The sequence below is a fragment of the Aquitalea denitrificans genome, assembly GCF_009856625.1.
In the GTDB taxonomy this organism is placed as follows: Bacteria; Pseudomonadota; Gammaproteobacteria; order Burkholderiales; family Chromobacteriaceae; genus Aquitalea; species Aquitalea denitrificans.
On sequence record NZ_CP047241.1, the window covers coordinates 1,925,471 to 1,936,899 of the forward strand.

12 protein-coding genes are annotated in these 11,429 nt (G+C 56.3%); 11 read left to right on the top strand and 1 reads right to left on the bottom strand.

Annotated elements, in window-relative coordinates; genetic code table 11:
- Positions 1-329: 329 nt before the first annotated feature.
- From GSR16_RS08695 to GSR16_RS08705, 3 genes are all read left to right on the top strand, one after another.
- Positions 330-1,145, top strand: coding sequence for a hypothetical protein (locus GSR16_RS08695; RefSeq protein ID WP_159876455.1), 816 nt, complete (start codon positions 330-332; stop codon positions 1,143-1,145).
- 314 nt (positions 1,146-1,459) lie between these two features.
- Entirely contained in the window at positions 1,460-1,822 is a 363-nt protein-coding gene (locus tag GSR16_RS08700; protein ID WP_240902636.1) for a GFA family protein, read from the top strand.
- Between the two features lie 261 nt (positions 1,823-2,083).
- Positions 2,084-3,328, top strand: coding sequence for an ammonium transporter (locus GSR16_RS08705; protein WP_167522556.1), 1,245 nt, complete (start codon positions 2,084-2,086; stop codon positions 3,326-3,328).
- 191 nt (positions 3,329-3,519) lie between these two features.
- On the opposite strand, the gene GSR16_RS08710 is transcribed toward GSR16_RS08705, so the two are convergent.
- On the bottom strand, positions 3,520-3,921 hold the full coding sequence (locus GSR16_RS08710) for a carboxymuconolactone decarboxylase family protein (RefSeq protein ID WP_159876457.1): 402 nt from the start codon (positions 3,919-3,921) through the stop codon (positions 3,520-3,522).
- Between the two features lie 180 nt (positions 3,922-4,101).
- Between GSR16_RS08710 and GSR16_RS08715 the strand changes: the two genes are divergently transcribed.
- The 8 genes from GSR16_RS08715 (at position 4,102) to GSR16_RS08750 (ending at position 11,428) form a co-directional block, all read left to right on the top strand.
- Positions 4,102-4,689, top strand: coding sequence for an amino acid synthesis family protein (locus tag GSR16_RS08715; RefSeq protein ID WP_159876459.1), 588 nt, complete (start codon positions 4,102-4,104; stop codon positions 4,687-4,689).
- Positions 4,679-5,527, top strand: coding sequence for an alpha/beta fold hydrolase (locus tag GSR16_RS08720; protein ID WP_159876461.1), 849 nt, complete (start codon positions 4,679-4,681; stop codon positions 5,525-5,527). The genes GSR16_RS08715 and GSR16_RS08720 overlap by 11 nt, the downstream gene beginning before the upstream one ends.
- Before the next feature lie 6 nt (positions 5,528-5,533).
- On the top strand, positions 5,534-6,466 hold the full coding sequence (locus GSR16_RS08725; RefSeq protein ID WP_159876463.1) for a flavin reductase: 933 nt from the start codon (positions 5,534-5,536) through the stop codon (positions 6,464-6,466).
- A 57-nt stretch (positions 6,467-6,523) separates the two neighbouring features.
- On the top strand, positions 6,524-7,561 hold the full coding sequence (locus GSR16_RS08730; protein ID WP_159876465.1) for an LLM class flavin-dependent oxidoreductase: 1,038 nt from the start codon (positions 6,524-6,526) through the stop codon (positions 7,559-7,561).
- Between the two features lie 26 nt (positions 7,562-7,587).
- Positions 7,588-9,060 carry an aldehyde dehydrogenase gene (locus tag GSR16_RS08735; RefSeq protein WP_159876467.1) on the top strand — a complete coding sequence of 491 codons (1,473 nt, stop codon included), beginning with the start codon at positions 7,588-7,590 and terminating at the stop codon, positions 9,058-9,060.
- A gap of 10 nt (positions 9,061-9,070) precedes the next feature.
- Entirely contained in the window at positions 9,071-9,385 is a 315-nt protein-coding gene (locus GSR16_RS08740; RefSeq protein ID WP_159876469.1) for an NIPSNAP family protein, read from the top strand.
- Positions 9,386-9,450: 65 nt separating this feature from the next.
- Positions 9,451-10,473, top strand: a complete 1,023-nt coding sequence (locus GSR16_RS08745) for an ABC transporter substrate-binding protein (RefSeq protein ID WP_159876471.1) — start codon at positions 9,451-9,453, stop codon at positions 10,471-10,473.
- A gap of 70 nt (positions 10,474-10,543) precedes the next feature.
- Positions 10,544-11,428, top strand: a complete 885-nt coding sequence (locus GSR16_RS08750; protein WP_159876472.1) for an ABC transporter permease — start codon at positions 10,544-10,546, stop codon at positions 11,426-11,428.
- The last annotated feature ends 1 nt before the right edge of the window (position 11,429 follow it).

Sequence of the window (11,429 nt, forward strand, 5' to 3'; positions counted from 1 at the left end):
TGCGTACAGGGTCTTGTTCGCTTTTGATGTCTGTCCGCCAAAAAGCTTAGAGAAACATCATACACTCCCCAGGACGGCGATGAGGGTGGAAATTTGACGGATATAATTGAGGTTAAATATCAAAAAGGAAAAAGTGCGCACGATAGAAGAATATTCATCCGTGCCATTCGATTTAATCAGGACATGCTTTGGGCCTGGTTGTGATTACTCAATACCAATGAAATACAAATTCAAATAAAATCAGATTTACAAAAAATACCAATAGCTGTTGATATCTAATTCTAGATGCCACAATGAATATTCATTAGCGGGAGGGAATGGAAATGGAAATGGAAATGGAAATGGAAAATATTTATATTGCAATGCCAATCGTGCTTGTGAAATTATTTTTCTCGCAGCAGGCGTTGGCAGAAAATCCAACATCGAATATTGATAAAGCTGGAAATGAAATAAGAAAAATGAGCTTGATTCAAGTAAAAACTATGAGCCTGGATTTGCCTGGCTCAAATAAAACATCAGTTCAAGGATGTACGAATGAAAGAGATTTTTGCTTTGAATTGAACGGCAGTGAGGATCAGGATACGCCAACGCTTAAAATTACCCGAGTGTATGGTCAAGAATCTAATACCAGCTTTGAATTGAGTAAACTTAAATATGATCGAGATTATTTAGATCTTTCTATTTGGCCAAATTCACTGCAAATGGCCGATGCCATGCAAGGCCTGATGATTGGTGTTGAGGAAAACTATAAAACAATGTACTCGGGTGGTGGCGCAACTTCCACCAAATTACACTTGTTTCACCTATACCCAACAAGCAATGGATTAGGTATTAGAGAAGCTTTGGTGTTGCCTATGCGTGGCAGCGCCATGATACGGGCCTGTTTTTCAGAGTGGGATTACAAGCAACGTCGCGGTGCCTGCCACGATGAGTACGAGCTTACTAGCAAAATTCAGTTAGATAAAAAAATAGCTTCCGGTTTTCCAAAGTTAATTTTTCAAACGCATGCCACCAGTTTCCCTCCTAGACAAGAAGATCCTGAATGTACTTTCCGTATAGTATTTAGTTTTGACAATTTAAAAAAGACTTACAAGCCCAATAAAGCATTGCCAATATGCGAAGAATATATACATTTCAATGACTAGGCGATTTTCTGTAAATTACCTCAAAAAATTAATCTACTTTTAACTAAAAATGCCCGGAGAATACCGGGCATTTTCTTTTGCGCGGCCTGCTTTCTCCTGATTTTCCCGAAATATTCTCCGGCCGCGCACAGGTGCATGCTTGAAGCCTGACAGGCTGCGCGGTGTGATGATGAAAATGACATCGTGTTAGAATGTCAGCCCGCAGCCAAAAGCTGATGTCAGCATCCAGCTGGTGCACCACCCCCATCTGCATGGAGTCGCATATGAGTTCCAAATACACAGGGCAGTGTCTGTGTGGCCAAATCAGTTACGCGGTGGATGTTGATCCGCTGTTTGCCGGTAATTGCCACTGCAAGGATTGCCAGCGCACATCTGGCAGTGCCTATGTTCCAGCGATGATTTTCCCGGCAAGCAAGGTGGTGATCCACGGCGAGCCCCGTTTTTTTGTTTCCACATCGGATAGCGGAAATGCGCATAGCCGTGGCTTTTGCCCCAATTGTGGCTCCCAGCTGTTTGCCAGATTCAGCCATCTTCCCGATGTGCTGGGTATCAAGGCCGGGACCTTGAATGAAACATCCCGATACCGGCCAATGTTGGATTTCCATGTGGCAAGCGCAGCAGAGTGGGATTTCATGAACCCGGAACTGCCAAAAAAACAAGGTGCCGCAAAAGATTAAGCGGTCACCTTTGGCCGGAGGGTGGCCTGTGCTGCCATCTATCGGCTGCTTTGTTGACGACAGAGGGCAGGGCAAGCTCCCCGTACGGGTGCTGTAATGCCAAAGACAACAGGCCACAGGCCACGCAATTGATGGCCAGCTGCCATCCTTGCTGTCCCTGCACATTCTTTTGATCTGGAGCAAACAGGGCTATCGCGCCTGGGCGCAGCATTCGATCCACAAATATTAGTAATTAATTATTTATGGATAAGGATGTGTACGATGACTGCTCCAATCCCGCCACTTAATGTGGGCAACACCGGCTTCATGCTGCTGTGTGCCAGCCTGGTGATGCTGATGACACCCGGGCTGGCTTTCTTTTACGGTGGCCTGGTAGGCCGCAAGAATGTGCTGACCATCATGGCCCAGAGCTTCATGTCGCTGGGCTGGACCACGGTGCTGTGGTTTGCCTTCGGGTATTCCATGTGTTTCGGACCAAGCTGGCATGGCATTGTCGGCGACCCCACTTACTACGCCTTCATGCATGGCGTTACCCTCAATACCATGTACACCGGCAATGACGCAGGTATTCCGCTGATCGTGCATGTGGCTTACCAGATGATGTTTGCCATCATCACCCCGGCGCTGATTACCGGTGCGTTTGCCAACCGGGTAACGGTGAAAGCGTATTTCCTGTTTCTCACCGGCTGGCTGGTGCTGGTTTACTTTCCCTTTGTCCACATGATCTGGAGCCCGGACGGCCTGCTGGCCAAGTGGGGCGTGCTGGATTTTGCCGGTGGCATCGTGGTGCACAATACCGCCGGTTTTGCCGCGCTGGCTTCGGTGCTGTATGTGGGGCGTCGCTCGGTGGTGGAGAACAAGCCACATAATGTGCCCCTGATCGCACTGGGTACCGGCTTGCTGTGGTTTGGCTGGTATGGCTTCAATGCCGGGTCCGAACTGCGGGTGGATTACATCACCGCATCGGCCTTTCTCAATACCGACGTTGCCGCATCGTTTGCCGGTACAGCCTGGTTTTTCCTGGAGTGGTCACATGCTCGTCAACCCAAGTTCATCGGTTTGCTGACGGGTGCGGTAGCCGGCCTCGCCACCATTACGCCGGCGGCCGGTTATGTGTCGCTGGGTACGGCTGCGGTAATCGGTGTGATTGCCGCCGTGGTGTGTTACTACGCGGTGCAGCTGAAAAACCGTTTGGGCTGGGACGATGCGCTGGACGTGTGGGGCGTGCACGGTGTGGGCGGCTTGCTGGGGACATTGCTGCTGGGTGTTTTTGCCAGCAAGGCCTGGAACCCGGCTGGTGTTGACGGCTTGCTGATGGGTAATCCGGATTTCCTGTGGAAGCAGGTGGTTGCCGCGGTGGTTTCCGGTTTGTGGGCCTTTGGCTTTACCTACGGCATGCTGTGGCTGATCAACAAGATGACGCCGGTGTTGATTGACGAGCATACGCAGGAGACCGGTCTGGATCAGTCCCTGCATGGTGAAGAAGCCTACAGCGGGTCGCTGTGAAAACAGGGCCTTTGCCTGGCAAAGGCCCTGCGCGTGTTGACCGGTGGCGGCAGCAGTCTTGTTGCCTGCCGCCCCGTTTGGCTGCTTATTTTTCCAACGCCACTTCCACGCAGCGCGCTGCGAGCGGGTTTTGGCGTGCAAAGCCCTTCTCAATGATTGCTGGTGCACCGGATTCGTCCGTGCGTTGAGACCTAAGCCTGGGTGGCGGGTGTGTGGCTGCTGCCTGTTTCGGCAAATACTTCCCGCGCAATCCGCATGGCATCCACGGCGGCAGGCACGCCGCAGTAGATGGCAATCTGCAGGATCGCCTCCACGACTTCTTCCTTGCTGCAACCATTGTTGAGTGCCCCACGCACATGCAGTTTCAGTTCGTGGGGGCGGTTCAGTGCGGCAATCATGCCCAGGTTGATCAGGCTGCGTGTCTTGCGCGGTAATCCTTCCCTTGCCCACACCGTGCCCCAGCAGTATTCCGTCACCAGTTGCTGTAGTGGCATGCTTAGTTCATCGGCATTGCTCAGTGCCTGATTGACGTAGTCCTCACCCAGTACGGCCTTGCGGATGCGCAGGCCCTTTTCAAAAGCTTCCTTGCTCATTTGTTGCTCCTTTTGTGGTTGATGATGGTGAAAGGCACTGCGCTGATGTCCTTGTGTCATTTCTGCCCGTCTGATGGTATACCAACATACAAAAGTCTTGCGACCAAATTTTCTTTGGTATACCGTAATACCAACATATTGACTGATGGCCATCGCAGCCAGACCAAAGGAGACAGAAAGATGGATGCCGGTATTCGCAAGGTGGTGACTTATGTTGAGGAAACGCGGGTTGAAGGAGGGAAGGCCGCCGCCCAGCCCTTGAAGATGTTTGCGGCAGCGGTAGTCCTGAAAAACCCTTGGTATGGGCGTGGTTTTGTCGAGGATTTAAAGCCGGAGATTCATGCCATTGCACCGGTGCTGGGAGAATTGCTGACTGCCGAAATCCTGCGCATGGCCGGTTCCGGTGCCGTGATCGAGGGTTATGGCAAGGCCGCGGTGGTGGGGACTGGTGGCGAAATCGAACATGCATCGGCGCTGATCCACACCCTGCGCTTTGGCAATTTCTATCGCAAGGCAGTGGGGGCCAAAAGCTATCTGAGCTTTACCAATGTGCGTGGCGGGCCCAATTGCGCCATCTCCATCCCGATGATGCACAAGGATGATGAGGGCATGCGCTCGCACTATCTGACCATCCAGTTTGCCATCAACGATGCGCCAGCTGCCGATGAGATTGTGGTGGCGCTGGGCGCATCCATCGGTGGACGTCCGCATCATCGCATCGGCGATCGTTATCTGGACCTCAAGGAGCTTGGCAGCAATGAAGCCTGAACATGCCCCGCTGGTTCCGCTGATGTCTGGAACGGTTGATGGCACTGCATTCACTGTCCATGGCGCAGGCGAGCCACTGGTACTGGTACATGGCGTCGGGATGGGCAAGGAAATCTGGACACCACAGATTGCCGCTTTCAGCCAGGACTATCAGGTCATTGTCTACGACATGCTGGGGCATGGTGACAGTGCACTTCCCTCTGCGGATGTCACGCTGCGCGACTATGCAGACCAACTGACAAGCTTGCTCGACCATCTGGGTATCACTGCTGCCAATGTGGTTGGCCACTCGATGGGCGCGCTGGTGGCACTGGAATTTGCCCTGGCGTACCCGCAACGGGCGCTGCGGGTGGTGGCGCTGAATGCGGTATTCATGCGGACGGCGGAGCAACGCGCGGCGGTGCAGCAGCGTGCAGCAGCACTGGCGCATACCGGGGTAAGCGCCACGGTTGATTCGACACTGGATCGCTGGTTTGGCCATCCGGTGCCGGCAGCGCTGCAGCAGTCGGCCAGCATGGTGAAGCACTTTCTGAACACGGTGAATCCGCAAGGCTATGCCCGGACTTATCAGTTGTTTGCCAGTTCGGATGCCATACATGCCGCAGCGCTTCCAGCCCTGGCCATGCCGGCACTGTTCATGACCGGGGAGTGCGATCCGAACTCCAGTCCGGAAATGTCGTGTGCCATGGCTGCGCTGGCCCCGCAGGGGCAGCTCGATATCGTGGCGGCAGAACGCCACATGATGAATGTCACCGCCCCGGACAGGATCAACCGGCGGCTGCGCATTTTCCTGGAAACCACCCGTAGCGGGGTAACCGGCAGTCATTCGCAGGAGTGAATAATCATGTCGCAAGCAATTGATGCAATGGAGTTTCGCAAGACCTTGGGTGCCTTTGTCACTGGGGTGACGGTAGTGAGTACCCGGCAAGAAGATGGTACGCCACGTGGTTTTACCGCCAACTCGTTTACTTCGGTATCGCTGGACCCTGCACTGGTATTGATTTGCATTGGCAAGTCTGCCGCCAGTTACCCGGTATTTTCTGCGGCTGCGCATTTTTCCATCAGTATTCTGGCGGAAGATCAAAAGCAGCTTTCCAGCCTGTTTGCGTCCAAGGCAGCAGACAAATTCGAGCAGGTGGCCTGGCATCAGGGCCTGACTGGCAGCCCTGTCATTGATGGCGCGGCTGCCTGGTTTGATTGCGCCACCCACCAGGTGGTGGAGGCGGGCGACCACATCATTCTGATTGGACGGGTACTGGATTTTGCCAATACCACTGCCAGCCCGCTGGGCTATGGCCGCGGTGCCTACCTTACTTTCAGCCTGTCGCAAGATGCGCTGGCCGCTGCCGGGCCGCGTGCCCGGGTGGGTGCCATCCTGGAGTGCCAGGGTGGGGTGGTGCTGTTGAAAACGGATAAGGGTTACATGCTACCCAGCGGGACGCGACTGGAGCCGGCATCCGATGCCAACAGCCTGCGTGGTGTACTGGCCGGGCTGGGGCTGGATGCACAGCTGGACTTCTTGTTTGCGGTATACGAGGACGATGCAGCCGACGCGGCTGGCGTCAATGTGTTCTACCGAGGCCGCATCTCTGCTGCCTTGCCTGCCACCGGTAGTGTGCAGTTGCTGGCACTGGACAGTATTCCGTGGGCGCAACTGGCTGATGAGGCCGAGCGGGCCATGCTGCAGCGCTTTGTGCGCGAGCGCACCGAAGACGCCTTCGGGATTTACATGGGTGATGCCCAGAGCGGTTCGGTCCAGTCGCTGGCACGGGCATGAGTGGTCGCAAGAGTAAAAAAATAGCTTCAATTCGAAAGCAATGAGGAGAGTGACATCATGAAGTTTTCGCTGTTTCTGCACATGGAGCGCTACGACGCTGCCAAGCCGCACAAAGCGTTGTTTGATGAAATGACAGCCCTGGTGAAAGTGGCCGAGGAGGGCGGATTCGAAACCGCCTGGATCGGTGAACACCATGGCATGGAATTCACCATCGCCCCTAATCCCTTTGTCAACCTGGCTTATCTGGCCGCCAAAACCAGCAAGATCCGTCTGGGCACCGGCACGGTGGTGGCTCCGTTCTGGCACCCCATCAAGCTGGCCGGTGAAATCGGCATGACCGATCTGGCCAGTAATGGTCGGCTGGATGTGGGTATCGCTCGGGGTGCTTATTCTTTTGAATACGAACGCATGTTCCCGGGCCTGGATGCCTGGGGTGCCGGTGGCCGTTTGCGCGAGATGATTCCCTGCCTGCAACAATTATTCGCCGGTGATTACGCCCATCAAGGCGAATACTGGAGCTTCCCCAAGACCACCCCAGTGCCGCGCCCGCTGCAACAGCCGCACCCGCCGCTGTGGGTGGCGGCCCGTGACCCCAATTCCCATGACTTTGCCGTGTCGCAAGGCTGCAATGTGCAAGTGACTTCGCTGGCCGCTGGTGACGGGGAAGTCGCCAGCCTGATGGAGCGCTTCAATGCCGCCTGCGCCAATCACCCGGAAGTGCCGCGTCCGCAAATCATGATGCTGATGCACACCTTTGTCGGCGAAAACGCTACCGAAGTGGATGCAGGCGTTGACGACATGCGCCGTTTCTACTGCTGCTTCAGCAAGTGGTTCAAGAACGAGAAGCCCATTAATCAGGGTTTTATGGAGGCGCTGAACGATGAAGACCTGGCCATGTTCCCCAACTATGCGCCAGAGCTGATTCGCAACAATCTGGTGATCGGTACGCCAGATGAAGTCATTGCCCGGCTGAAGACTTATGAGGCCCTGGGTTACGACCAGTACAGCTTCTGGATAGACAGCCATATGGATTTCGAACGCAAGCTCAAGTCGCTGGAACTGTTTATCAACCAGGTCATGCCGGCATTTGCCTGATTGGACGATTGCAAGGAGCCGTCACCATGTTGCGCAGGTTTCAGCAGTATATCGACGGGGTGTTTGAAGATGGCGACACCCGTTTTGACAGCATCAATCCGGCCAATGGCACGGCCTGGGCCAGCATGCCCGCAGCCAGTGCTGACGATGTAGACCGGGCAGTCAAGGCCGCACATCGGGCCTTCCTGGACCCAGCTTGGGCAGGCCTCACAGCAAGCCAGCGTGGCAAGCTGCTGTACAAGCTGGCCGACCTGGTGGCCCAGCATGCCGACCAGCTGGCCGAGCTGGAAACCGCGGATACCGGCAAGATCATCCGCGAGACACGCAGCCAGATTGGTTACGTAGCCGAGTATTACCGTTACTACGCTGGCCTGGCTGACAAGATTCAGGGTGCCTGCCTGCCGGCGGACAAGCCGGATATGGAAGCCTTCTTGCGCCGGGAACCGATTGGCGTCGTCGCCGCCATCGTGCCGTGGAATTCCCAGCTGTTTCTGTCTGCCGTCAAGCTGGGCCCGGCGCTGGCCGCTGGCTGCACCGTGGTGCTGAAAGCCTCGGAAGAAGGCCCGGCCCCCTTGCTGGAGTTCGCCCGGCTGATTCATCAGGCCGGCTTCCCGCCGGGAGTGGTGAATGTGCTGACCGGATTCGGCCAGGACTGTGGCCGCGTGCTGACCAGTCACCCGCTGGTGGCGCGCATCGCCTTTACCGGCGGCCCGGAAACGGCACGTCACATCGTACGTAATTCAGCGGAAAACCTGGCAATGACCACGCTGGAACTGGGCGGCAAGTCCCCGGTGCTGGTGTTTGATGATGTCGATGTGGATAGCGTCAGCAATGCCATTGTGGCCGGTATTTTTGCCGCCAGCGGCCAAAGCTGTGTGGCTGGTTCGCGGCTGCTGGTGCAGCGTGGCGTCAAAGACCGCCTGCTGGCCAGGCTACAGGCCAAGGCCGAGGCCATCCGTATTGGTGATCCGCAGGACAGTGCCACCGAAATGGGCCCGCTGGCCACCCGCCGCCAACGCGATCACATCGAGCAGGTGGTAGCGGCCAGCCTGGCCGCCGGTGCCGAGCTATTGACCGGCGGCGCGGTTCCGGCCGGACGGGATTCTGGTTTCTATTACCAGCCAACCATTCTGTGCTGTCCGCATGCGCAGATTCCCAGTGTTACCCAGGAGCTGTTTGGCCCGGTGCTCAGCGTGGTGACCTTCGATACCGAGGCAGAAGCCATCGCCCTGGCCAATGACAGTGTGTATGGCCTGGCTGCCGGGGTATTTACCCGTGACCTGAGCCGAGGCCACCGGCTGACCCGCGCCTTGCGTGCCGGCATTGTCTGGGTGAATACCTACCGCGCGGTGTCTCCCATCGTTCCCTTTGGTGGTTATGGCCAAAGCGGCCTGGGCCGGGAAGGCGGCATGGAGTCGGTGCTGGATTACACCCGTACCAAGTCGGTGTGGATTCGCACTTCGGACGAAGCGATTGCCGACCCCTTCGTGATGCGCTGAGGAGCAGGCCATGTATTACGAAATTCGCACGTATCGCATCAAGACCGGGGCGTTGCCGACTTATCTAAAGCTGGTCGAGGAAGAGGGCATTGCCTTGCAAAAACAGTATCTGGGTGAGCTGGTGGGCTATTTCTACTCGGAAATCGGCCCCTTGAACCAGATTGTGCATATCTGGGCTTACCCCAGCCTGGATGAGCGCGAAACGCGGCGTGCCGCGTTGGCAGGTGATGCAGCCTGGGTGGCATTCGCCCCGAAAATCCAGGCTTTGTTGGAAGAAATGGAAAGCAAGATCATGAAAGCGGCTGCCTTTTCCCCGTTGCAGTAGGTCGCTAATCGGCAGTGCCACGCAAGAGAAACAGAAGCACAGACTTCTACACAGGAGATGACATCATGAACGCAGCAAAACCGATCCGTAGCCGTGTCGCCCTGCTGACCACCATCAGCATGTTGGTTGCCGCACCTGCCATGGCCGAAAACCTGGTATTCACCAGCTGGGGTGGTTCCACCCAGCAAGCACAACAAAAAAACTGGGCACAGCCTTTCAGCGCCGCCAGCGGCATTGCCGTTGCCATGGATGGCCCCACCGATTACGGCAAGTTCAAGGCCATGGTGGAGAGCGGCAATGTCAGCTGGGATGTGGTGGACGTGGAGGGTGACTTTGCCTATCGCGCCGCCAAGGATGGTCTGCTGGAACCGCTGGACCAGTCCAAGCTGAAGGGGATTGACCCGCGTTTTATCTCTGCCAACGCGGTGGGCAGTTTTTATTATTCCTTTGTGCTGGGCTACAACAAGCAAGCCGTAAAGGGCACAGCCCCTGCATCATGGAGTGACTTGTTCGACCTCAAGCGCTATCCGGGCAAGCGTACGCTGTACAAGTGGTCGGCCCCGGGCGTGCTGGAGCTGGCCTTACTGGCCGATGGCGTACCGGCCAACAAGCTGTATCCGCTGGACATCGACCGCGCCTTCAAAAAGCTGGACACCATCAAGCGCCAGATTGTGTGGTGGACCGGCGGAGCCCAGTCACAGCAATTGCTTGCTTCCGGTGAAGCCAGCATCGGCATGTTCTGGAATGGCCGTATCAATGCCTTGCAGCACAGTGGCGCGCCGGTTGGCATGTCGTGGAAGCAGAACCTGACCGCCGCCGACATGCTGGTGATTCCCAAAGGCAGCAAGAACAAGGCTGCTGCCATGCAGTTCCTGGCTTATGCCACCAGTGCCGAGGCGCAAGCGAAATTTGCCACGGAAACCGGTTATGCCCCGGTCAACCTGCAATCCAAAACCAAGATGAGCCCGGCTGCGGTCAAGACACTGCCCGATCAGTACAGCGCCAGCCAGATCAATCTGGACATGCGCTATTGGGCCGAGCACCGCGATGAAATTGCCAAACGCTGGTATGCCTGGCAAACCCAGTAAGGCAGAAATGCCGTGGCCTTGCCGCAGAGCAGGGTCACGGCCTGTGTCGCGATTGTCTTGAGGAGTTGTCATGTCCACTGCTGTGAGTTCGGTTGCCGTGCCGACACGCCGTCGGTTTCGACTGAGTGCCGAGACGCGGGGCATCAAATTGATGCTGCCTGTCTTGTTATTGTTGATGCTGTTTTTCCTGGTTCCGGTCATCACCCTGCTGCTACGCAGCATCATGGAGCCAACACCTGGCTTGCAGAACTACGCTGAGTTGCTTGGTTCACAAACCTATGTGCGGGTGTTTTTCAATACTTTCATGGTGGCCGGTGTCGTTACCCTGATTACCTTGCTGCTTGGATTCCCCACGGCCTGGTTGCTGGCCATCCTGCCGCAGCGCTGGTCGCGGTTGATGTTCGCGGTACTGCTGCTGTCGATGTGGACCAATCTGCTGGCACGCACTTACGCCTGGATGGTGCTGTTGCAGCAAACGGGGTTGATCAACCGGGTGCTGATGGCCATTGGGGTGATTGACCAGCCGCTGACACTGGTGAACAACCTGATTGGCGTCACCATCGGCATGACCTACATCATGCTGCCCTTCCTGGTGTTGCCCCTGCATGCCACCCTGCGCGCCATCGACCCCTCCACGCTGCGCGCCGCCGCAGTCTGTGGTGCCAGCCGCTGGCAGTCCTTGCGCCTGGTGCTGTTGCCACTGGCCTTGCCCGGCATTGCCTCCGGGGCCTTGATGGTGTTTGTCATGTCGCTGGGCTATTACGTGACGCCCGCGCTGTTGGGCGGCACCAGCTACATGATGCTGGCCGAGCTGATCGCCCAACTGGTGCAGTCCTTGCTCAACTGGGGCCTGGCCGGTGCGGCTGCTTTTGTACTGCTGGTGGTAACCCTGGGTTTGTATGCGGTACAGCTGCGCTATCTGGGTGGTGGCCGTAGCGGAATGGGAGGGCGCTGAC

Coding starts and splice junctions, on each gene's coding strand:
- GSR16_RS08695 (WP_159876455.1), top strand. CDS start 330: ATGGAAATGGAAATGGAAAATATTTATATTGCAATGCCAATCGTGCTT.
- GSR16_RS08705 (WP_167522556.1), top strand. CDS start 2,084: ATGACTGCTCCAATCCCGCCACTTAATGTGGGCAACACCGGCTTCATG.
- GSR16_RS08710 (WP_159876457.1), bottom strand. CDS start 3,921: ATGAGCAAGGAAGCTTTTGAAAAGGGCCTGCGCATCCGCAAGGCCGTA.
- GSR16_RS08715 (WP_159876459.1), top strand. CDS start 4,102: ATGGATGCCGGTATTCGCAAGGTGGTGACTTATGTTGAGGAAACGCGG.
- GSR16_RS08720 (WP_159876461.1), top strand. CDS start 4,679: ATGAAGCCTGAACATGCCCCGCTGGTTCCGCTGATGTCTGGAACGGTT.
- GSR16_RS08725 (WP_159876463.1), top strand. CDS start 5,534: ATGTCGCAAGCAATTGATGCAATGGAGTTTCGCAAGACCTTGGGTGCC.
- GSR16_RS08730 (WP_159876465.1), top strand. CDS start 6,524: ATGAAGTTTTCGCTGTTTCTGCACATGGAGCGCTACGACGCTGCCAAG.
- GSR16_RS08735 (WP_159876467.1), top strand. CDS start 7,588: ATGTTGCGCAGGTTTCAGCAGTATATCGACGGGGTGTTTGAAGATGGC.
- GSR16_RS08740 (WP_159876469.1), top strand. CDS start 9,071: ATGTATTACGAAATTCGCACGTATCGCATCAAGACCGGGGCGTTGCCG.
- GSR16_RS08745 (WP_159876471.1), top strand. CDS start 9,451: ATGAACGCAGCAAAACCGATCCGTAGCCGTGTCGCCCTGCTGACCACC.
- GSR16_RS08750 (WP_159876472.1), top strand. CDS start 10,544: ATGTCCACTGCTGTGAGTTCGGTTGCCGTGCCGACACGCCGTCGGTTT.